Source organism: Bradyrhizobium sp. KB893862 SZCCT0404, assembly GCF_018130885.1.
Taxonomy (GTDB): domain Bacteria; phylum Pseudomonadota; class Alphaproteobacteria; order Rhizobiales; family Xanthobacteraceae; genus Bradyrhizobium; species Bradyrhizobium stylosanthis.
The window spans coordinates 332361-354798 of record NZ_JAFCLT010000003.1 but is presented as its reverse complement, the minus strand read 5'-3'; the positions used below and the strand labels follow the sequence as shown (position 1 = coordinate 354798).

At 61.4% G+C, this 22438-nt stretch carries 17 protein-coding genes; 12 read left to right on the top strand and 5 right to left on the bottom strand.

Features of this window, described 5'->3' with window-relative positions:
• Positions 1-27 precede the first annotated feature (27 nt).
• The 5 genes from ruvC (at position 28) to JQ617_RS15615 (ending at position 4352) form a co-directional block, all read left to right on the top strand.
• Entirely contained in the window at positions 28-555 is a 528-nt protein-coding gene (ruvC, locus tag JQ617_RS15635) for a crossover junction endodeoxyribonuclease RuvC (protein ID WP_145668386.1), read from the top strand.
• Positions 556-697: 142 nt separating this feature from the next.
• Positions 698-1315, top strand: coding sequence for a Holliday junction branch migration protein RuvA (ruvA, locus tag JQ617_RS15630; RefSeq protein WP_212027096.1), 618 nt, complete (start codon positions 698-700; stop codon positions 1313-1315).
• 20 nt (positions 1316-1335) lie between these two features.
• Positions 1336-2370, top strand: coding sequence for a Holliday junction branch migration DNA helicase RuvB (ruvB, locus tag JQ617_RS15625; RefSeq protein WP_212027439.1), 1035 nt, complete (start codon positions 1336-1338; stop codon positions 2368-2370).
• Positions 2371-2459: 89 nt separating this feature from the next.
• Positions 2460-3329, top strand: a complete 870-nt coding sequence (locus JQ617_RS15620; protein WP_212027095.1) for a DUF6869 domain-containing protein — start codon at positions 2460-2462, stop codon at positions 3327-3329.
• A gap of 105 nt (positions 3330-3434) precedes the next feature.
• Entirely contained in the window at positions 3435-4352 is a 918-nt protein-coding gene (locus tag JQ617_RS15615; RefSeq protein ID WP_212027094.1) for a metallophosphoesterase, read from the top strand.
• A gap of 129 nt (positions 4353-4481) precedes the next feature.
• Here JQ617_RS15615 and JQ617_RS15605 read toward each other — a convergent pair whose 3' ends face one another.
• Both JQ617_RS15605 and JQ617_RS15600 read right to left on the bottom strand, forming a co-directional pair.
• Positions 4482-6182 (bottom strand): recombinase family protein, encoded by a 1701-nt coding sequence (locus tag JQ617_RS15605; protein WP_212027093.1) that lies wholly within the window; start codon positions 6180-6182, stop codon positions 4482-4484.
• A gap of 1632 nt (positions 6183-7814) precedes the next feature.
• Positions 7815-8354 (bottom strand): YjaZ family protein, encoded by a 540-nt coding sequence (locus JQ617_RS15600; protein ID WP_212027092.1) that lies wholly within the window; start codon positions 8352-8354, stop codon positions 7815-7817.
• A gap of 126 nt (positions 8355-8480) precedes the next feature.
• Here JQ617_RS15600 and JQ617_RS15595 point away from each other — a divergent pair, with 126 nt between their 5' ends.
• Positions 8481-9368, top strand: coding sequence for a hypothetical protein (locus JQ617_RS15595; protein ID WP_212027091.1), 888 nt, complete (start codon positions 8481-8483; stop codon positions 9366-9368).
• A 53-nt stretch (positions 9369-9421) separates the two neighbouring features.
• Here the strand turns inward: JQ617_RS15595 and JQ617_RS15590 are convergent, their stop codons facing one another.
• Genes JQ617_RS15590 through mblB form a run of 3 tightly spaced genes read right to left on the bottom strand, consistent with a single transcriptional unit; the run spans position 9422 to position 13983 of the window.
• Complete coding sequence (locus tag JQ617_RS15590) at positions 9422-10588, bottom strand: patatin-like phospholipase family protein (protein WP_212027090.1); 1167 nt, start codon at positions 10586-10588, stop codon at positions 9422-9424.
• Positions 10585-12852 carry an anti-phage 6A-MBL system cap2_3 protein gene (gene cap2-3 / locus JQ617_RS15585; RefSeq protein ID WP_212027089.1) on the bottom strand — a complete coding sequence of 756 codons (2268 nt, stop codon included), beginning with the start codon at positions 12850-12852 and terminating at the stop codon, positions 10585-10587. The genes JQ617_RS15590 and cap2-3 overlap by 4 nt, the downstream gene beginning before the upstream one ends.
• Positions 12853-12855: 3 nt before the next feature.
• Positions 12856-13983: an anti-phage 6A-MBL system MBL-fold protein gene (mblB, locus tag JQ617_RS15580; protein WP_212027088.1), complete on the bottom strand. Its 1128-nt coding sequence runs from the start codon at positions 13981-13983 to the stop codon at positions 12856-12858.
• A 169-nt stretch (positions 13984-14152) separates the two neighbouring features.
• Here mblB and JQ617_RS15575 point away from each other — a divergent pair, with 169 nt between their 5' ends.
• From JQ617_RS15575 to JQ617_RS15550, 6 genes are all read left to right on the top strand, one after another.
• Positions 14153-14476, top strand: a complete 324-nt coding sequence (locus JQ617_RS15575) for a helix-turn-helix domain-containing protein (protein ID WP_212027087.1) — start codon at positions 14153-14155, stop codon at positions 14474-14476.
• Positions 14473-15354, top strand: a complete 882-nt coding sequence (locus JQ617_RS15570; protein WP_212027086.1) for an ImmA/IrrE family metallo-endopeptidase — start codon at positions 14473-14475, stop codon at positions 15352-15354. The genes JQ617_RS15575 and JQ617_RS15570 overlap by 4 nt, the downstream gene beginning before the upstream one ends.
• A 923-nt stretch (positions 15355-16277) precedes the next feature.
• On the top strand, positions 16278-16730 hold the full coding sequence (locus JQ617_RS15565) for a hypothetical protein (protein WP_212027085.1): 453 nt from the start codon (positions 16278-16280) through the stop codon (positions 16728-16730).
• Between the two features lie 1457 nt (positions 16731-18187).
• Entirely contained in the window at positions 18188-18487 is a 300-nt protein-coding gene (locus JQ617_RS15560; RefSeq protein WP_212027084.1) for a hypothetical protein, read from the top strand.
• A 422-nt stretch (positions 18488-18909) separates the two neighbouring features.
• Complete coding sequence (locus JQ617_RS15555) at positions 18910-20103, top strand: DUF932 domain-containing protein (RefSeq protein ID WP_212027083.1); 1194 nt, start codon at positions 18910-18912, stop codon at positions 20101-20103.
• 173 nt (positions 20104-20276) lie between these two features.
• Positions 20277-22421: a ParB/RepB/Spo0J family partition protein gene (locus tag JQ617_RS15550; RefSeq protein WP_212027082.1), complete on the top strand. Its 2145-nt coding sequence runs from the start codon at positions 20277-20279 to the stop codon at positions 22419-22421.
• The last annotated feature ends 17 nt before the right edge of the window (positions 22422-22438 follow it).

Genomic DNA, 22438 nt, shown 5'->3' with positions numbered 1-22438 from the left:
ATCGCGGCCAGCCGCTATCACTGGCCCATGACTGCGCTCCCGATTCGTGGCCCCGTTCGCATCATCGGCATCGACCCCGGCCTGCGCCGCACCGGCTGGGGCGTGATCGAGGCCGAGGGCAATCGCCTGATCTACGTCGCCTGCGGCTCGGTGGAACCGCCGAACGATCTGCCGCTGTCCAATCGGCTGCTGGCCATCCATGAAGGGCTTGCGGCCGTGCTGTCGAACCATCAGCCGGTCGAGGCCGCGGTCGAGCAGACCTTCGTCAACAAGGACGGCGTCGCGACCCTCAAGCTCGGCCAGGCGCGCGGCGTTGCCATGCTCGCGCCCGCGATGTTCGGTATCTCGGTCGCCGAATACGCGCCCAATCAGGTCAAGAAGACCGTTGTCGGCGCCGGCCACGCCGAGAAGGCCCAGATCGCGATGATGCTGAAGATTCTGCTGCCGAAAGCCGATCCGCCGTCAGCCGATGCCGCCGACGCGCTCGCGATCGCCATCACCCACGCCCATCACCGCCAGAGCACGGCGCTCAGGCTGAAGGTGGCGGGACTATGATCAATCGGCAGGTATCGCCGCCGTCATGCCCGGGCTTGTCCCGGACATCCACGTTGTTTCTTGCCGAAATCCAAGACGTGGATGGCCGGGACAAGCCCGGCCATGACGAAAGAGAAGAGTCTGCCGCGACCGAGGTCCTACGATGATCGGCAAGCTCAAGGGCCTGATCGATTCCTACGGCGAGGATTTTGTGATCCTCGACGTCGGCGGCGTCGGTTACCAGGTGCATTGTTCCACGCGTACCTTGCAACACCTGCCGTCGCCCGGTGAAGCGGCCGTGCTGTCGATCGAGACCTATGTCCGCGAGGACGCGATAAAGCTGTTCGGCTTCCGCACCGATCAGGAGCGCGAATGGTTTCGCCTGTTGCAGACCGTGCAGGGCGTCGGCGCCAAGGTCGCGCTCGCCGTGCTCGGCACGCTGGCGCCGGCCGATCTCGCCAACGCCATTGCGCTGCGCGACAAGGCCGCGGTGTCGCGCACGCCCGGTGTCGGCCCCAAGGTCGCCGAGCGCATCGTCACCGAATTGAAGGACAAGGCGCCGGCCTTCGCCAATGTCGATCCCGCCGTGGTCCATCTCGCCGGTGCCGTCGACGACCAGCGCGCGCCGCGGCCCGTCGCTGACGCGATCTCCGCACTGGTCAATCTCGGCTACGGCCAGCCGCAGGCGGCTGCGGCCATCGCATCGGCCTCGCGCAGCGCGGGTGAGGGTGCCGAGACCGCGCAGCTCATTCGCCTCGGCCTGAAGGAGCTCTCGAAGTGAGCGATCCCAAGGCCAACCGCATGGTCTCGCCCGAGCGCCGCAGCGATGACGTCGGCGACACCGCGCTGCGCCCGCAATCGCTGTCCGATTTCGTGGGCCAGCAGCAGGCGCGCAAGAACCTGTCGATCTTCATTGAGGCGGCGCGCAAGCGCGGCGAGGCGCTGGATCACGTGCTGTTCGTCGGTCCCCCCGGCCTCGGCAAGACCACGCTGGCGCAGATCGTCGCGAAGGAGCTCGGCGTCGGCTTTCGTGCCACGTCGGGTCCTGTCATCGCCAAGGCCGGCGACCTCGCCGCGCTGCTGACCAATCTCGAAGAGCGCGACGTGCTCTTCATCGACGAGATTCATCGCCTCAGCCCGGCCGTGGAAGAGGTGCTCTATCCCGCGATGGAGGACTTCCAGCTCGACCTGATCATCGGCGAAGGCCCGGCGGCGCGCTCGGTGAAGATCGAGCTGTCGAAATTCACCCTCGTCGGCGCCACCACGCGCGCGGGCCTGCTCACCAATCCCCTGCGCGACCGCTTCGGCATTCCGGTGCGGCTGAACTTCTATACGATCGACGAGCTCGAAAGCATCGTCAGCCGCGGCGCGCGCGTGCTCAATGTCGGCATGAGTGCCGATGGCGCCAACGAGATTGCTCGCCGCGCCCGCGGCACCCCGCGCATCGCCGGGCGCCTGCTGCGGCGCGTGCGCGATTTTGCCTCGGCGGCGAATGCCGACACGATTGATCGCAAGATCGCCGACCATGCGCTCAGCGCGCTCGAGGTCGACGCCGCGGGACTGGATGCCATGGACCGCCGTTATCTCTCGACCATCGCGCTCAACTATGGCGGCGGCCCCGTCGGGGTCGAGACGATGGCCGCGGCGCTCTCCGAGCCGCGCGATGCGATCGAGGACATCATCGAGCCCTATCTGATCCAGTGCGGCTATCTCCAGCGTACCCCGCGCGGCCGCCTGCTGACTTCGCACGCCTTCCGCCATCTCGGCCTCGCCGAGCCCTCGCGCGATGTCGCATCGCAGTTCGGCCTGTTCGGCACCGACGAAAGCGACGACTGATCGCCGCAGCGGATGAACCCGACGGTTTCCTTCCATCACTAATCCGAACGCGCGGCGGGATCGCCGCTCATCGATCGGAGTGGGAAGGAATGGCGCCAGCGGACAATACCGGATTGCTCGAGGCCGTCGCGGCGGCACCGCAACTCCGTACGCCCGACGAGACCGAGGCATTCCTGGATTCCCTTCCGCTCGGCGAACTGGCATCGATGTGGTGCGCGCTTCAGCGTGTCAGCCGGCGCGACCAGGTGGGCAGCATCTGGGCCATCAAGCTCTATTTCGACCATCTGCCGCATCGCCTGCCGCAAGGCGCACTCGATCTCGTGCTGGAGGTGCTGAGGACGGAAGGCGACAAGCCGACAATGATGCAGCTCAACGACAAGTTCCTGCTCTCGCTGCTCTATGCGCACGGCCCGGAGGTGATCGCGCGGATCGAGCGCGAAGCGGCGCACAATGATCGGCTGCGCTGGCTGCTCGGCGGCGTGCATGCGGCACCCGACGGCCCCCTGACGGCGCGCATCGCGCTCATCGCCGACAGCGAGAGGTGGGAGGCCGATCATCTGGCGCAGCGCACGCCGCGCGAGCCGCTCGATTGCGCCAGCATGTCCGTTGCCGCGCTCGCGCGCGCCTGGGTCGAGCAATATTCCAGGTCCGAGCGCGACCAGGACGACAATCTGTTCGCGATCATGGATTTCGAGCGCGACCTGCGTGAGGACGATCCCGACCGGATGATCGACCTGATCCTGGCGATCCTGAAGATCGAGTCCAATCCGGTGCTGCTGGCGCTGCTGGCCGCGGGACCCCTCGAGGACGTGATCAGTGCGGGCACGATCGACCGCATCGAGCGCGAGGCGCGCAGCAACCAACGGTTTCGTGATCTGCTCGGCGGCGTCTGGTACTATCGGGCGTCCGACGAGCTGAAAACGCGGCTGGACGCGCTGGTCGGTGAAGGCCGCTGGTAAGGTTTGTGCAGGTGTCTGCACGCAGCTGCAGACGGCCTGCACGAGCGTACCCCAATTCCGCTCCAATCGGACCGCATCAAGAAGCTGCATGACCACCGGGCTTCCATGATCACACGGCGTCTTTTCATCCGTTCCGTCGGCGGCCTGTCCGCCCTCGGCGTCTCGACTGCGGCCTACGGCGTCGGCATCGAGCCGGTGCTGCGGCTCCGCGTCACCCGTTATCATCCGACGCCGCGGCAATGGCCGGCGGATTTTCCGCTGAAGATCGCCGCGATCGCCGACGTCCATGCCTGCGATCCCTGGATGTCGCTGGAGCGGATCGAAGACATCGTCGATCGCACCAACGCGCTCAAGCCCGACCTCATCGTGCTGCTCGGCGACTATGTCGCCGGTCTTCACCACGTCACGCGCTTCATTCCGTCGAGCGAATGGGCGAGGGTGCTGGCGGGGCTGAAGGCGCCGCTCGGTGTTCACGCCGTCATGGGCAATCACGACTACTGGGTCGACAAAGCCGTGCAGCAGGCGGGACATGGACCGACGGTCGCGCACCGCGCGCTGGAGACGGCCGGTATTCCCGTCTACGAGAACGATGCCGTGCGCCTTACCAAGGATGGCCGCGCCTTCTGGCTCGCAGGTCTCGGCGATCAGCTCGCTTTCCTGCCGGCGCGCCGCTTCCGCAGCGCGGGGCGCTTCGGCGCCGACGATCTCACCGCGACGCTCGCCAAGGTCACCGACGATGCGCCCGTGATCCTGCTCGCGCATGAACCCAACATCGCGCCGCGCGTGCCCGCGCGCGTCGCGCTGCAATTGTCCGGCCACACCCATGGCGGCCAGGTTCGCCTGCTCGGCTGGTCGCCGGCCGTTTCGCGGCAGCATGGCCTCCGGCTCGCCTATGGTCACTTCCGGCTGAAATGCGACCTCATCGTCTCCGGCGGCCTCGGCTGCAGCCTCATGCCGATCCGCGTCGGCGTGCCGCCCGAGATCGTCGAGGTGACGCTGGGGCGGGCACCGGTTGTGTCCTAACACGCTTGCGCGGGCCGCGGTTTTTGCGCAAAACGGGCCGACAGCGACAAGCGAAGAGGCTCACGACGTGACTGCCCATCTGGACGGCGAGATCCGCGACGGCCGCCACCACATGCAGGTCCGCGTCTATTACGAGGACACGGATTTCCCTGACTGGACGTTGTCGTAGTAGGCAGTGCTGATCGTTCCTGTTTTGTCGTGACCTTCCGAGAAGAGTTTCGTGCTGAAAAGCGCAGCGGCGTTCAGGTACGGTGTGTATTCGTAGGGCATCCGCTTGCGCACCGGGTGCACGATAATGCAGTCGACCAAGTTACGAAAAGCGATGCGAGTTTCGATCGCCTTCGGATTTATCTTGAGCCCGGTGACCAGTCTCTTGGCCTCCGAACGGTATCGATCACCGAACTTCGGGTGATCGAACGGGATCACGTTTTCGCCGCCATTGCCGAGTAACCGCAAGCGCTCCTCGACAGCTTCCCGTTCCACGTCGCATTCATCTATCCGCTTGACCAACTCATCCGGTTTGCGACGGCTATTTGCGATCGCATATGACAAGCGTTCGATCTCGGCATTCAGCACACTGCGTCGACGCTCCAGGTTAGAGCGTTCGCTGTCCTTCCGCTGATCGCTCTTCCGCTCCTCCTTCCATGCGCGCATTGCCTCTTCAATGGCTTTCGGCGAAAGCAATCTTACTTCCATTTTTTCGGCAAGATCGTTCAGCAGAACATCCATATCAAAGCTGCGAGTATGCTCGCAGGTGCCTCGTTGATGCGCGTTGGCGCATGCGGCGCGCGGACCGCCGTTCCGGGAGGATTGAGCGATCCGCATACGGCCGTTACAGACGCCGCACCGAAGAACTCCCGCAAGCGGGTGTTCATTGTTGCGCGGGACCACGGGCCGGCGCCGCGGCTTGCCGGTCGGCCCGAACATATGGATAGCGCGTTCACTGCGAACCTTCTGCGCCCTATCCCAGAGCCCTTGTGGAATGATCCGCAGCTCGGGTTTCTTGACGATGGTGTGGCGTTCTTCCGGATTACGACGCTTCTGTTTCTTCTGCGTTTCCGGGTTGAGAATTGTTGAGCGAACGTTCCAATGTATCTCTCCGATATACAGTTCGTTCCCAATAATGCCGCGACCGTGGCGACCGCCTGTGATGCACTGATGATTCCAGGTGGTACGACCAGCCTTATTCTTGTGACGGGTGGCACCGGGCGAGGGCACGCCTTCGCGGGTGAGCTCAGCAGCGATTTCTCGGGTTGATCGGCCCGACGCATATTCGATAAAGATGCGCAGTACGATCTTCGCTTCATTGTCATCGATCACGCGCGCGCCGGGCGCGCCCGGCGTAGGCCGATAACCATAAGCGTATGAACCAGGAATTCTTCCGTTCGCGACAGCGTTATCATGGCCGCGTCGAACTTTGTCAGCGAGTTGTGGCTTATAGATCGTGTTGTAGAGACTTGCGATACTGATGTCAGTGGCGGTCGCATAAACGCCTTTCTGATCCATCAGCTCAACGCCGTTGAACTCAAATACCTGCTTGAGACGCTGTATAGTCGCGGGATCGCGCGACAAGCGGTCGAAATGCTCAACGATGACCACGTCAAAGTCATGGTTTCGCACCCCGTGGAGCAATCGCTGATAGCCCTCCCGCGCATCTTCAGTAAGACCAGACTTGGCGGCATCCACAAATTCACCGATAACGTCTAGATCACTGCGTGCGGCGACCCTTCGACAGAGCAATAGCTGACCGTCAATCGACGTGGCCTTTTGCATATCGCTGGAATAGCGAGCATATGCCACGGCCCTCTTTTTGGGTGAAGCTGTCGTCATGCGGTTCCTCTGTCGGCTGGCTTCAAACCGTCTTCTTCATCCCGCGCAATCTGGCGTCCGATGGCACGCGCCAGCTCAAGCCAAACTTCCTCATTGGCGGGATTGTCCCAACTTTGAGGGTGGGAAGGGTCAAGCGGTCGAATGATCGCGTTTTGCCCCCGACGCGATCGGATTCGGGTACGCATTGCAGGCTGGCCAGCAGAGGTTAGCGTAAAATTCCGCCCCACGCTACGGCCGGGCAGCAGTGATCACTTGCGGCGCTTGCTATCACCGTTCGGTGGTTAGATCGCGTTCTCCCCGGCCAAGTCTTCTCGGTAGTTCTACAATGGTCGTCGCCGCACTGGTGGAATTCAGATCGTCCTTCGGCTGCAGTGCCCTTCGGACGTGACCACAACCCGACAAGAATCCCGGCAGGACCACACATGACGTTTGCCTTTTGTGCGCTCGTGAAAGTCGCGATCTGCGTAGCTGTAAGTGCATTCATGTTGACTGTAGAAGCGGTGAATGAAAATGAGATTCTTCGAGTATCTCATGATGCGTATAGGGCGTGAGCGCATTCGTGCGATTGCGATCGTAGGCGGGCGCAGATTTGCTAAGCCAAGCGGAGTAAAAATACTTGCGCGTGACGGCGACGAAAATTCGATTGCCGTCGTTCAGCTCTAAACCCTGGCTTTGCGGACTAACACCTAACACGGGTGATGGGTCCCTAATGGAAGGACTAAGGAGTTCGACGTTGAATCCTCTGCCGTCGGTATGCGGCAGACGCCACCGATCTTCGTCCTGAATGCGTTGTCACCTTCGCCTGAAGACGAAGGCTTCGTGACTCGGCTTCTTTGGCTTGGTTGCCATCAGATGTTCTCCCGTGATTGCCATCGAAGTGCCTAAGTGCGGGGACGGGTCCCCCGGACATTTGACAGCGGGGAGGACTACGAAGTTAGCTCGGTCTTTCCAGGCAACGGACTTCGGGGAGAGGATCAAGAACGAAACGGATGAAGGCAGCGATATAGCGAAGAATCAAGCAACGACCGAATTGTCGTGAGGGCTTAGCGCACTGAAAAGTGCCTACTTGATCGAGGAGGGATGGTGATTAGTTGGTTTGGCAGGGTTGATCGATGCTTTAGCTTTGATTGATGTGCGGTTCTGAAAATACGAATTTTTGCCGTTGATATTGGCTCGACGAGGGTTCCGACCGCACGCCGTTAAGGTCGGTTAACCCCTGCGCTTGCCCGCCTTATCGGGAGCCGTAATCATGTCTGAGAGACTTTGCCGCATTTCTACGGACGGTCTACGCGGCCGTACGGTTCCATCGGGCAGGGTTGCTAAATTTGTGTGACATTGAGGTGGGGCGAATTATCGCTTGAATCTCAAGGTCATAGATAGGCCAATTTGGCTCTCCGTACGGGTGCTGCTGTACCCGTACGGAACAGGGGCCGCCGAAGATCGTTGCATAAGGACTGCGGATATACTACATTCCGTAGCAGATCGCTGGACATAGGGCGTGTGCACAACCAGCCCCTCCTGATGGAGACATCAGGGCCGTCTCTATGAGATGGGCAGCCCCGCAAAGGGTCAAGAGGTTCGCCCCGAGACATCTTCGGATGTCGCACAGGCCCGAAAGGGCCTGTTTCTATTTTACCATGGCCGCTTGCGGATGCGATCGTAATTTCGGGTCGGTGATTTGCCCTTCAGCGTGAGCTGAACCAGCGTCGCAAATCTGACTTGGCCGAAGGTCGCAACACGGTCGCCTGAATCCCGGATAAAGGCGCTTCTAACCCGCATTTTCAGTTTTGCCCGCTCGTCTCCCTTCCAGCGCTGGAGCGTGAAGGGAATGACGTAGTGCATGGGATTTTCTCCCTCGCCGACCTTTACAATAAGGCACCGATCGTCTTCGCCAAGCCATACCGGGCCCTTCATGGCGCGCTCGATATGCTCCCAGATGTCCAGGGAAGCTTGGTAGCGTTTCTCGCAAAATCGACCGTCGGTCCTCGTCGAAGGCGTGAATTTCGGGCGCGGGTCATCCGCAACCGCTTCCTCGGTAAAACAATGGTCTGAGAACTCCACCAAAATGGCATGCTCTTCGCCGCCGATCTCGATGGAGGTGATTGCCTGATCAAGGTGGCTGAGATCGAACGTCGCTCCGTCGGCCTCAAAAATTCCCCAAGCTAATGTCAAGGTGTTCCATAGCGTTTCAAAAACCTTGATCCTCTTATACGAGGCTGCAAAGGAACGCTATTGCACGTTGAAGAAACAGCGGGTTGTCTTTAGTCGCGGCGCTCTGACCAGTTTCGGGGAACCGGCATGCCTATTATCAAAGTCTTCGACCAAACGGCCGGGGCGTCAAATCAGGGCTACGCTGCCGCAGCGGCGATGGCTGTCACGCTTGCGAAGGCTACGGAGCCCGAGCCAGCGAACGTTGGGCCGCGTAAACGCGTAAAAGCGGAGAGAACGCGCCCGCGGAATCCAAACAGACTGACGATCGATCAGCATGTCTTTCCGCTGAAAAGCATTAAGCGTTTTGTCGGCCAATCTGGACGCGTATCGGTGCGCTTACTGACGCGGGACAAAGTGATCCAAGCGCGACCAAACGGTGCAGTCTTTTGCGCGAGCCGTGCCTGGGATCATCGGGCCGAGACTGGGTATATGAAGAGAATCGAGGACGATTTTCAGCGGGTAGTGGATCCGATCGTTGAAGGAAGGAGCTCGGTCGTATTGGAGGAAGACAAGCATTCGATCGATCGGATGTATGCGCTTTGGTACATGCGCGCGCGCTACAGAGAACTCGAAGCCCAGGAAATCCAATTGAATGGTATCACCGGCAGCCATCTTACGCTTGAGCAGGAAGAGAATCTCGAAAGAAATGGCTATATATTTACCAGAGAGCGGGGGACCATGCCGGCGCGCCAGCTCAACGGTGTAGTCCTACAAATGCGGATGGACTGGTACGCGCACCACCTCTCCACTCATGTGCAGCGGTGGGGCGTCATTGTTGCGCAGTCCGGTGAATTCGTTGTGCCCGATGTCCCTTGGCATCAAATCATGCCTCTCACACCGCGGCTGGCGCTCGTTCATTCTTCTCTAGATGGAATGATCACGGAGCAGAACTTAGCGCAAATCAATGCCGCGATGACAGCGTTGAGCCGAGACTATTTCTTTGCGCGTGATTTTGCGAATTGCCCACTTCTTTGACTCCTTCTCTCCTGCTCGCGCTACTGCACTAGGTCAAATCCATCGGGGCTGAGCTACCGGATCATTGGTAGCCCTGAAAAATCCGGCTTGCTGGCGTTGGGCAGCGGAATCCGACTTGCCCGTAGGGCGGCGTCGGCGTGCGCGTAGCCGGCACGAACGATGTTCACCCGCGTATCGAGTGGGTACCTCGTCAACCGGGTCGGAATCTCGGCTGCCCGCTTTGTCTTTTCGGCCGTGAAGCCAAGCTCGTCACCGACGCCATAGGAGCCAACGGGTTCTCCGATGCCCCAGTAAGCGATCCGCCGCTCGCCCGTGCGTTCCAGCCCGAACAGAACGCGCCGACGCATGTTAACGCCCTGCTGCAAGGCGATGCTGCTTGCGCGCACAGCTAGCGAAAGCCAGTTGGTTCGGGGCGCGATGGCAGGCGGTGTTATCGCGCCTCCATCGCTCACCAGAATGGTCTTGTAGCGTTTCCAGATCGGCTCAAGCCCGAGGTTGTCGTACACGCCGCCGTCGGTCAGGCAGAGCCGTCTGGTGTAGGGTTCGCGATGAAGGTCAGCGCCTTTTTCCGGCTTAACCGCACCAGGCGGGACGTCGATGTATGCGGGTGAAAGGTAAGGCGGAAACGCAGCCGAAGCGGCAACGACCGAAGCAATCCGCAGATCGGGATTGCGCCACATGCCCACGCGCCAGTCCGCTGCGTAGTCGCGGGCGAACCGCCACAGCACGCCGCTTTGAAGGCTGGTCGCTGTGAACGAAAAGCGAGGGGTCTGCGGGAGATACCGCAACGTCTTGCCACGAAACAGCCAGTGATCATAGGCCAGGGCTGCGACTTTCGAAGCGTGGACGAAGGGCAACAGACCGAGAGCAATAGCCGGAACATCGACGTACTTTCGCGAAAGATTCAAGATCGGATCGGCGACACGCTCGATAAGGTTGGTGGCGACGCCAGTCTGGTCGAAAGTCAGTTGGTTCCACGCGACGGCGAGCGCGCCTGCTGCGATGGAGCCTCCGGACACGCTGGCGACTCGGTCCAACTTGGCCAACAAGCCAAGTTCATTCATGCGCACGAAGGCTCCGAGATGAAACAGCATCGCGCGGAAGCCGCCGCCGGACAGGCAAAGTCCGATACCATTCTCAAGCTTTTGACCACCAAGAAAGTCGGGCAACGCCGTGGCGGCGGTCTCCAGCGGTACGCCGTGAGGCGGCGCATCGCTCACGTGCTGTCCCCTTCGTCGTCGACAGTGGCGCCAAGACAAATCCGGATGCCGGCATCGCCTGCAATGAGCATGACGCCCGGACAGCCGTCCATCGAGAGTGTTGCAGCAAGCCAACCAAGCTGTAAGAGATCCTTTCCGCTCGGATCAGTACGGGCTCGGCGCGGATGCGAATGCCACTCGCCCACGTAGCGCACCTGATCAAGGGTCTGTGCAATGGCAGCTTCGACGCCCTGACGCAGGCCTTTCGTCCCCCGCTTGAACTCGGTCCCGGATGCCGCGCTGTCAGGCGGGGCGGGCCAAGCGTCGATGATGTCGATACGAGAGACGACCAGATCTACGACCCCGAACAGAACGCCGCCGGTCTCTGCGGGGAGGCCTGCTGTTCTCATTTTCAGGATTTTAGCCTCGAGGCTGCTGGGAAGCGTGATGGTCCAACCCAGGATGGGTTGTGTGCGCACGTCGCCGACGTGGCCTTGGTGAACGGCGACGCTTCCCTCCTTCGACAGCGACCAGACCTGAAGGTCGCTTTCGGGCTTGCCCACGGCCTCCATCACTGCGGCCGAAGCGAGGCCGGCAAGGATCTGCGCGCGAGCAGCCGGGATACGGTTGGTCACGGCCCGGCAGGCGCCAGCATAGGGCACCGCATCGACCGACTGCGACAGGTGATCGTCCAATTCTGGAACGTTCAGGACGTCGCCGTAATAGCTTGCTTCGAGGTGCCGCAAATCGATCGCCCGATCCTGGCCTTCCATCAGCATCACCACGGCGGTGCCGGCGGGGTTGAAGAAGACGCTGGTACGCCGTGCCGAGGTCGTCTGGTCAGACAGCCATCTTGCCACGGGGACCGACGCCGCGGCATCGATCACCAAATCGGCGGCTTGCAGCACGGTGGCGACGTCGTCCGCCCGGTCGCCCGGCTTGAGCACATTCGCGATGATGGCATCGGCTCGCAAATCGGTCCGCAATTGCGTCAATCGTCGCGCAAGCGACTGCGCTTTCGGCATCCCGATATCTGTGATGGTAAGTTCATGGCGGGCCAGGTTGTGAGGCAGCAGGTAATCAGGATCGATGAAGGTCCAGTGCAGGCCGAAACCCTGTCGCGCGAGGGTATCCGCTACCATTGAGCCGATCGCGCCAGCGCCGATCTGCACGATGCGGCGCGGGGCGTCGATGAAGCTTCCGGCAAGATCAAGGGCCCTGCGTTGGTCAAACTCCAGGTGTCCCGCGGTCACGAGCACGATCATCCCTGCCAGCGCCTGCTCATCGAGTTCGGCCGGCGCAAACAACCGGGCATAACGAGCCCCGTGGCCTTCGGGCGAACGCCCCAAGAGCCCAAGGGCGACACCGATCTCACCTAGCGTCGCCACGGTGAGGAACGCGACGTCGTCGCTCTCGCTCGTCGGGTTGCCGTCCGCGCCGATGATTGGCATGCGCAGAAGCAGACCAATTCGCGTCTCGAAGTTGGTGTGGTTGCCGGCTGTGCTCCACGCGGAGATGCGCGCCTTCAGCACTTCAGCGAGATCGACGCCACGAGCGGTCAGTTCTTGCATAAGCGAGTGCAGATTTCCCGGCGCACGGCGCATCCGGCTCATGGCGCGTGGTTCCAGAGCCAGCGCGATCACCATGAAGGTGCCGGTCTGCAACTGTTGCAGCTCGTGCGGGCGCGGTTCGCGCAGCGTCACGACGACCGGGTTCTGGGGATCGTGAGTGAAGGCAATCAGCTCCTTGGTGCCCCCATCGAAGGCATTGCGCGGGATGATCAGGTGGTAGCCTTCGCGCATGAAGAACGGATCAGGCGGTTGACTCAGGTCGTGGAGGCCGCCCCGGCCTGCGCGCTCAAACCATTTGATGATGCGGTGCAAGAGCTCGGCTGGCGTGTAGAGCGGGCGCGCCTCCTGCCAAGGCCGGTCGTCAACGCAAAGCGAGGATGGAATTCCCTCTGGCACCCAGTTCTGATGCGGCGTGTCCGGGAAGTCCGGCCGGAGGGCTAGCACCGAAGGCGCGAAACTGCCGTCGGTCGTAAACAGGATACCGACGGGCTCTTCGCGCCGAAGAGGATATGCCGGTCGCTGCGGGCGGTTGGTCCGCACTTGGATAATCAGCAACTCGCCTTCCGCGTTCGATCCGCTGCGTCGAGCGCCGGTGATTGTCGCGAACCCCTCGGCCTCGTTGGCGGGAAAATCGCGGAAGCGGATCGCCATCGAGCCGGATAGGTCCTCCGGCTCGATGGCCTCTCCCCAGATCTTCAGCCAGTCGTGCAGCATCGATCAGCCAGCACGCGCCGGCCGCGAGGTCGCGATGCCGATGGCGGAGGGGGCCGCCAGCACCAAGCTGACACCGGAGGCGGTGATCTCGACCACCAACGGCTTCGGCCGGGACACTGACGGCGTCTCCATCGTCACCTTGAACTCGCCGTCCTTGCCGTTGACCACGCGGCGGTGGTGTGCGGCCGCCTGACGGTGCGGCGGCTGATCGCTCTTGTCGGCCTCGCTGCCCTTCACGGGGATCGGGTCGCTCGGCGAGATGATCAGGCACCCGTCACGGCCTTGCTCGAACAGCCACTTCACGTCCGGTACCGGCACTGTCTCGTCCTTGCCGCGATCCGGCCCGAGGGACAGATACGAACAGTGGTGGAAGAGCTTCAGCACGTCCCAGAGCAGCCGGCCTTCACGCTTATGCCGCTTGGTGGTCTCGACGATCTTGGTGAGCGTGTCGTAGTCGGCGTCGGAGCCGAGCAGGCCGTAGCTTTCAACGCCGCCTTCCACGAAGGTGACCTGCATGACGATGCTGTCCTGGTTGCGGTCCTCGACCTCGCGGTCGTTGAGGCGCCAGGCGAACGGGCTGTGCACGAAGAACTCCGCCCTGTCGGCGCCGTGCTTCTCGAAACCGGGCACGGTCTGGCCGGCATCGACGATGCAGGACGCGCGGCTCTCCACGCTCAGGCCCCACGAGGCCAAGAGATCGTGCAGGTGACCGGGACGGGAGAACACCTTGATGCCCTTGCCGGCCTTGAGGCGTGCGCGGGCCTCTTGGCGGATGATGCGAGCCTCGCCGTTTGATCCTTCTTCGGTGACAGCCGCTGCCGGCACCCACAGCTCCTTAATCTTGATACGGCCCGCGCCCTGGTAGGCCGCCGCGTGCTCGAACCAGAAGAAGTCGCTGGAGCCCTTGATGTGGTCGTTGTCGAGGTGGGTGAAGCAGACCACGTCGAAGTAGTTGCGATCGGCATCCTTGAGGTCGCGGCGCAGCTCCTCGGCCAGATCGATCCGCAGGTCATAGGGATCCTTCGGGTCCCGCATATTGGCGAAATCGATGAGGACCTTCCGGCTGCTCACCAGGTCGATACGGCAGGTATCCGCGTTTCCAAGCGGAAAAAACGTAATTTTTGCAGTCACTTATGCCTCCTTCCGGGGCGGTGCCGAATTAGGGCGCTGTTGATGTGGCTCCCAACGCTACTTCAGCTTGGAAGCATGGCCTATATGCCTACTCCGAACATAAGAGAACCTATACCGGGAGTCAAGGAGATGCTATCTTGCTACTCCGAACATAGGAGCAGTCTTTGAAATGAGCGAGAAAATCGGAGCCAAGATCAGGAAGCTTCGGTTGGGAAAGGGGCTGACACTCGATCAGCTGGCCGAAAAGTCGGGGGCGAGTAAGTCTTATCTCTGGGAATTGGAAAATAAGGACCCGCCGCGTCCGTCGGCCGACAAGCTTGCCGGCATCGCCAAGGCGCTGGAGGTCACTGTCGACTACCTTCTCGGCGAGGACACGCCGGAGGAATTGATCGCAGCCGAGGACAAGGCATTCTTCCGCGAGTATCAACGCATGACACCTGAGCTAAAGATCAAGCTCCGCGAAATGCGCAAATTGCTGGACGACAAGTCATGAACTTCGAGGGGTGGGGCTCCCAGCGCTGGGCGATTCACCTGACCCAGCTCCTTAACGCCGCCAATCCGCCGGACCGGTACCGGTTCAATATCGCATCGTTCGCGAAGGAGATTTCCGCCTCCTTGTTCCCCGGCGACCCGATCGCCGAGGTGCGCAGTGTCGATCTCGACGACTGTGAAGGCGCCTTGCTGCCGTCCGACTCGGGCAAGCGCTGGGGCATCTATGTCAATCAGAAGGGCTCGCCGCGCCGTCGCCGGTTCACGGCAGCCCATGAGCTTGGCCACTACCTGGTACACCGACAAAAATATCCCGACGGCCTGCGCTGCGATGAAGCGGCCGTCGATGGCCGCAATGGCGTTGAAATAGAGCGCGAGGCCAACGATTTCGCGGCAACGCTGCTGATGCCGCTGGACGACTTTCGGCGGCTGATTCCGGCGAAATCCGAGACTGACTTCGACCAGCTGAGCGAATGCGCCACGCATTACGACGTCTCCCTTGTGGCGGCCATCCTGCGTTGGCTCAGGTACACCGAGCGGCGTGCCATGATCGTGGTGTCGCGCGATGGCTACATGAAGTGGGCCTGGTCGAGTGAAGCGGCTCTCAAGACCAGAAGGTACTTCAAGACGAGCGGGACCCCGGTCGAGGTGCCGCCGAAATCATTAGTAGGGCAGTCGATTTTCACCGACGACGCTCGGGCCGGCGTGAAGCATCCCGAAAGGGTGTGGTTCGATGAGCCCACCAAGGAAATGACGCTCCGGGCTGAGCAATATGATCTGAATTATACGCTCCTTCAATTTGCGAACGCCGCGCCGACATTCTCGCACCATGATCCCCACGAACCCGACGCCTACGATCGTTTCTTGGATGCTCGTAAGTAGCTCTTGGGGCGCCGCTGCAAGCCAGCAAGAATTCCACCGTCTCCCGCAAATAGATCGAAGATCACAGGCGAAGCCCCCACGCGGCCAAGCCCAGCGCGGCGAGGGTGATGACGAGAAAAGCCGAAATGCCGAGAGGGCCTTCGGCCTCGCCCTCGATAAATCGAAATATCCTCACCACTAGGCGGTTTCGTTTGGTTGACATGGCGGTTCTCTAAGAATCACGTACAGCCACTTCATTCTCGCCGGAGATGGTTGTCGCGATGCACCGGCATAAGGCACCATCGGCCCCTCGGTGAGCAAGCGAGGAACGTGCTATTTGCTTTCCTGTGCCTTTCTCTCCCCGCCGCAGAGCAGGGTGATTCACAAGACCCGCAAAATATCAGTCCCGCCGCCGCGTCAAGCGAGCGCCGCTTATCGTCTCACGTGAGATCCGGTACCTGGGCCAGATTCGCCAATTTCACGTTGAAAAGGTTAATGCTCGTTGGCGGGCAGTCTTCGGGTTTGGCAGGGCGTGCTGTTCACGTCGTGGTGCATGTCAGGGATATCTTGCCAATCACTTAGCCTAGCCAATGCAAAACGATAAAAACTCACGTCGGGCGAGCAAAGGAGGGACGGCCAGGATATTGTTTTATCGTGGTCTATGATTCGTCGTTCGGCAGGTTTTCTTCTTGGTGAGCAGGTCAAAGGTGGTAGGTATGACCAAGGAATACGGTACGTCTGTTCGACCCCGGATGTCAGGCTCGGCCCAGTCGGGCACCTGCTTGAACGGAGTAAGTTCTTCAAATTTGCGAGAATCGCTGGAGCAGCGCGGCGCCTCATCGTCGAACCTTGCTACTGCGCTCGCCAATCGGCCCGCCGCACCTAGCCAGACTCCGCAGCCGACGTCCACGCCGTCTTCTTCGCCGACAAAGAGCGGGTCCTGATTGTCATCGCCTCTATCTGACCTGCTCCCCTATGCGCAGGTGATCAGCACTGTCGCTGCGGCCGCTGGATTGTCCGTAAGCGCGTACCAGGCCTGGAGGGGCCGCAAGTCTGTCACGCTTCAGCATCTCCAGGACTTCCAGAAGGCAATGATCGAGCGAGAAGCTGCACTTGCAGCCGCGGCCGGCGACGAGGCCAAGCAACGTCATGCCCTCATCGAATTCATGAACTTCCTCGAAATCTATTCGGCCGGTATCAATGCCGGACTGTTTGTGGGCGTGGCGCATGAAATCGTTCAGGACAAGATCGTGGGCTCGATCGTCGAACTGACTAAGGCGCCCCAGTGGCACGAGGAAATCGACAGATCAATCACAAGTTCGACGACCTATAAACACCTGCTCCACTTTATGAAGGTTCGCAGGGATTTGATTAATTCCGGGATCGGCGAACGTTGATCCTCGCAGTATCGCCGATAAGAAATTGCGATCCGTCGTCGTTGCCATGTACCGAGAGAAGTCTCTTCAAGTTAATCGAAGAGAGCGTGGAGCATTGTAAGGCACCCAATGACCTAGGATCGGTTACCGAATCAGCGGCGATTCTGTACCTTCGCGGCAGGGGAGCCGACATGCGGGTAGACCAAAAGGAATTCGTCGAGGCGCTCAAGCTCGACGTCGCGGGCAGATTTCCTTTCCTCGAAGGGGAGACTTTGGAGGACTGGATTTCCAGGGGGCGAGCGATCCCTAACAAATCCATACGCGCTACGCTCGCAGCACGGCTATGCATCGTTCAGCAAGAGTTGGTTGCACGAATTGCTCCTCAAAAGCGGGCGTGGATCGCATCGGCGCGACTGGCTTTCCAGCCGGGTCCGCGCCGGGGATGCTTTGTCTGTGGCGGATTCGCATCGGTCACGCAGGCCCATCATGTTGTCCCGCTGAATGAGCAATTTGATCTTGGTTTCTCCGTACCTGACGATGAGCATGAATGGCTTTGCCCTAACCACCATGCAATCCTGCATCTTTGGATTGATCGTAGCGGCTCACATCAGAAGTTGGGACGCCGAGCCGCTCCCAGCATCGCCGATGTGCCCTTAGAGCACTTCGACAGGTTGATGGACTTGGTAGGTCGTGCAGGGCGAAGGACGCCCCGATCTCGACCGCCACAGTAGTTCGCCGCTAGCTCGTCAGCGGCACAGTTCCGCTGACACCCGTCGTCACGACAGAGTCCAGAAGTGCTGGTGGACAGCGCAACACGCTATCGTCGGGAACCTTTGTTTTGTCCCCTTGCGCATGCTTCCCATCGCCGTTGGTGGCGCTGCCCTACACCCTCAATAGAGGTAATCAGGCGGAGGAAGGCGCGGTCGCTCATTAGCAGGAGTGTGCCACCTCACTCTTCAGATCCGCCGTATGGGGCGCGTCCGCTGGGGCGGCCGGGCTCTATAAGCTGCGCTTACCGAGCCCCCCGAAGGAAAGAGGGGGGTCTCGGCCCGTGCGGGTCACGATCCCTCGCGCAAGAGCTGATGTGCTCGTCGCCGGGGGCACTCGGAAAAGGGGCTCGCTTCGCGACCGCTATCACTGCCCCGTTCCCGGGTGCCGCTGTTAACCGGTCTCCTCGCTGCACTCGTCCCGTGTGCCGGCTTCGCCGTCGCTATGCTCACTCGGCCCGGGTGCCATTTCCGGTGGGCGATGCGCGTCCGCGCCCGCCCGCCGTGCTCAATCATCTAGAGCGCACGTGCGATTGCAACGGTCTTGAGGAATTCGATGCCCTTCGATATCGATCGTCCTCACACGCCGCCTACTTCGTAGAGTTCTATCTGCGTTGTCTGTTGTTTGTGTCTTGATCGTTCGCGCGCCGACTGAACCACTTACCGCGTTTGCGCTCGACAAGGCCAAATCTCGACTTCATTCGAGAAAGCGTGGTGCTGACCGCCTTGCCTACCGGGCATCTGTCAGAAAAAGCGGCTATCCGTCGATTATGTCTTGATTGTATTCGCCGAGAATGCCCCACAGAAGCGGAGAAGCGTCGAGCCCCGCGCGACGCATCACCGCTGAAGCTCGAAGAGGTGATCTTCCGAATGCGCTGCAAGGAGGTCGTGAAGTATGCCGTCGTCACGGCCCTGGATGATAGGAGGCCACCTGTCCGCTTCTACGAAATTCACAAAATACATGCCACCTTCAATTTGAAGAAAAATCCCCGCTGGACGACGGAGAAATGAGGGCCTTTTTTCCAAGACGGTCTCACGACATCCACGAAGCATTCCAATCTGTCGCTGCCTCATATGTGGAGGAGAAATCGCCATGATGGGTTGTCGTTGAGAATTCGCTGGTCGAGGCTGCGCCAGCATGCAAGTCATATGACTTCACCAACGCGCAATACGTCAATCGACGGACCTTGCTTATCGTCGGCCGGTGGTTAGCCGTCTCCCAGCGGGATCGGGCTGTCGGCTGACGCTGAAACCCCGGCCTGCGCCGGGTTTTCACCCTTCGGGCTTCCATCCCTGACGGAAGCTGCGGCGGGAGCGGAGACGCATTGACGCCGGCGATCGAGGGGGCAGCAGAGGCAGAGTGGGGCTGCGCTCGCCATGACGGGTTGAGGGCCGGAGGAGAGTCTTCCGGCGCCCGTCATGGAGATTACCCCATGAATATGCAGATTCTCGATGCTAGCCGCGACGCCAGTGGTGGTTACAGAGTGGATGTAAACCGCGGCGAGCGCGTCGGTCGGGTGTCCTCCGAGTGGTTCTCCCGTCCTGCGGATGAGCGTTTTTTGTCGCTCAACGAACTAGCCCGGTCGGTGCGCTATCGCGCAGACAGAAGCCGGACGCGCGTGGTCGAAAGCGCGCTCATCCATGTGGAGGCGAACCGAGCCGATCCCGAGCGCTTGGCCCTGTTGCTGCCCGGCTCGGATACGCCGGTCGCGCCGACCCATTGGAGCTTCGGCCAGCTTGCAAGCCAGGTCGGCGCTCCCGCCGCCTACTTGCGGCAACTCCCCGCGGCGATCGCAGGCATCAACCTGCAATATGGCCTGACCGCCAATCGCGCCGAACAGATCAAAACGCTCGAGACCGACGATGGTCGCGTCGAGCTTCGCGCCGTCACCAGCCCAGACTATGGCCGGATCTTTGACCATGAGCTGGTTGAGGCCGTGCAGCGCATCGCCGGCAACGGTACAGGCGATACGCGGTGGAAGGTGCCGGGCGTGCTCGACTGGTCGACCGGGATCTACAATCCCCGTGTCGACATTTCGAGAGACACGACGACCCTCTATGCATCCGACCGAGACGTTTTCCTTTTTCTGGTCGATGACCTGAACCCGATCGAAGCCGGCCGCCTCCGGGACGGCTCGCCCGACCTCTATTTCCGAGGCTTCTATTGCTGGAACTCGGAAGTGGGCGCCAAGACGCTCGGCATGGCGAGCTTCTATCTGCGTGCCGTCTGCCAAAATCGCAATCTTTGGGGTGTCGAGGATTTTGAGGAGATCACCATCCGCCACTCCAAATACGCCGCCTCACGGTTTGCCCACGAGGCGGCCCCGGCGCTGGCCAGCTTTGCCAATTCTTCACCGATGCCCTTCGTCAACGGCATCAAGGCCGCACGGCAAAAGATCGTCGCCCGCACCGACGACGACCGCAACGAATTCCTGCGCAAGCGCGGGTTCTCGAAGACCGAGACAGCGAAGATCATCGAAAAGGTGCTATCCGAGGAAGGGCGCAAGCCTGAGAGCGTGTTTGATTTCGTGCAGGGCATCACAGCGGTTGCGCGCGGCAAGACCCATCAGGACGCACGACTCGATCTTGAGACGCGCGCGAAGAAGCTGCTCGATCGCGCAGCCTGATACCCGGAAAGCCGGATATACGGAACGGCGTGTCTGGCGGCTTCGTGCCTTTCCGTTCGAACTGATCGTCCATTTGCGGCGCGGCCCTTGAGAGGAAGAGGGCCGCGCTGCGCTTCGTGACGGGTTGGAGGACCAAAGAGAGTCTTTGGGCCGCCCGTCGCGGAGTATCACCTATGGCTAACGCCGTTCAGAAGATCACCCTGTCGTCCTCGCGCGACATTCCCTTCAACAAGCTGGTGCTCAGCCAGTCAAACGTCCGACGCGTGAAGGCCGGCATCTCCATCGAGGAGCTGGCTGAGGACATCGCCCGGCGTACTTTACTTCAAAGCCTCAACGTCCGGCCGGTCCTCGACGCGGAGGGCGCGGAGACCGGGATGTTCGAGATCCCGGCCGGCGGGCGTCGCTATCGTGCGCTGGAGCTGCTCGTGAAGCAGAAGCGCCTGGCCAAGACCGCGCCGGTGCCCTGCGTCGTACGCGATGCGGCAACCACCATTCTCGCCGAGGACGACTCGCTTGCGGAGAATATTCAGCGCGCGCCGCTACATCCGCTTGACCAATTCCGGGCATTCCTGGCTTTGCGCGAGAAGGGGCAGTCCGAGGAGGACATCGCCGCTGCCTTCTTCACGTCGGTTAATGTCGTGAAGCAGCGGCTGCGCCTCACCGCGGTGTCGCCAGCGCTGCTCGAATTCTATGCCGACGATGGCATGTCGCTCGAGCAGTTGATGGCTTTCACCGTCAGCGCAGATCATGGACGCCAGGAGCAGGTCTGGCAGGCCATCTCCGGCTCTTGGCAGAAGGAGCCCTATCAGATCCGCCGCATGCTGACGGAGAAGACCGTGCGCGCCTCCGACCGGCGCGCCGTGTTCATCGGCCTCGACGCCTACGAGGCGGCCGGTGGCGTGGTGCTGCGCGACCTGTTCCAGTCCGACGACGGCGGTTGGCTCGAGGACGTTGCTCTGCTCGACCGTCTGGTCGCCGAGAAGCTGAAGGCGGAGGCGGAGACGATCGCTGCTGAAGGTTGGAAGTGGATCGAGGTCGCGATCGACTTCCCTTACGGCCATACTCGTGACTTGCGCGAGCTGGACGGCGTATCCGCCGATCTCACCGCCGAAGAGCAAGCAACCATCGAGGCGCTCGAGGCCGAATATGCCAAGCTCGAAACCGAGCACGATGGCGCAGATGAGCTTTCCGATGAGGTTGACCAGCGCCTTGGCGAAATTGAGACGGCTCTCGGCGCCTTCAACGATCGACCCGTCATCTATCAGCCGGCCGACATCGCCCGCGCGGGCGTGTTCGTCGGCATCGACGCCGAGGGCAAGCTCTTGGTCGATCGCGGCTACGTCCGGCCCGAGGACGAAGTGCCCGTGACCGAGCCAGAGCAGGGCAGGGGCGGCGAACCCGATGCCGGGGCCCTGGACGGCGCCGAACCATCAGCGCCGATTATCCAGCGCGCCGTCATCACCATCGGCGGCCAGGTTGCAGAGTCCGAGGACGAGGATGACGATGCGGTGAAGCCGCTGCCGGACCGTCTTCTGACCGAGCTCACGGCGGAGCGGACGCTGGCGCTGCGCGACAAGCTGGCGATCACGCCTTCGGTCGCTTTCCAATCGGTGCTGCACAAATTCTGCATGGACGTGTTCTCCCGCTATTCCTCCTTTGGGACAGCGATGGAGGTCTCGGTGCGCAGCGCGAGTTTCCCGGTGCAGTCGCAAGGGTTGAAGGACACGCCGGCGGCCAAGGCCATCGACGCACGCCACAAGACATGGGAGGAGCGCTTGCCGAAGGACAAAGCCGGTCTCTGGGACTGGCTCACCGGGTTGACCGGCGACGAGCAGGCGGCGCTCTTTGCGCACTGCGCCTCATTCGGCGTAAACGCGCTTTACGAGAAGGGTGACCGCTACGGCGGTGGCGTCACGCCGCACGCCGTCGAGCAGCGGATCGCGGATGCCGATCGCATCGCCCTCGCCGTCGACCTCGACATGGTGGCGTCCGGTTGGCGCCCGACCGTCGAGAACTATCTCGGCCGGGTGCCGAAGCGCCGAATCCTGGAGGCGGTGCGCGAGGGTGCCGGCGAGCGGGCCACTCAACTTATCGACCATCTGAAAAAGGGCGACATGGCCAAGGAGGCCGAACGGCTCCTGGCCGAGAGCGGCTGGCTGCCCGAGCCCCTGCGAATGGCCGATGCCGACCAGGCGGCGACCGTCGACGCCGCGGAGTCCGAGGGCGATGGAAAGGCGCTGCCGGAATTCCTCACCGGCGACGACGAGGAAACTCCGACCGATGAGGCGGACGAGTCGCGCATGATTGCTGCCGAATAGGCTCGAGCACGCGGGAC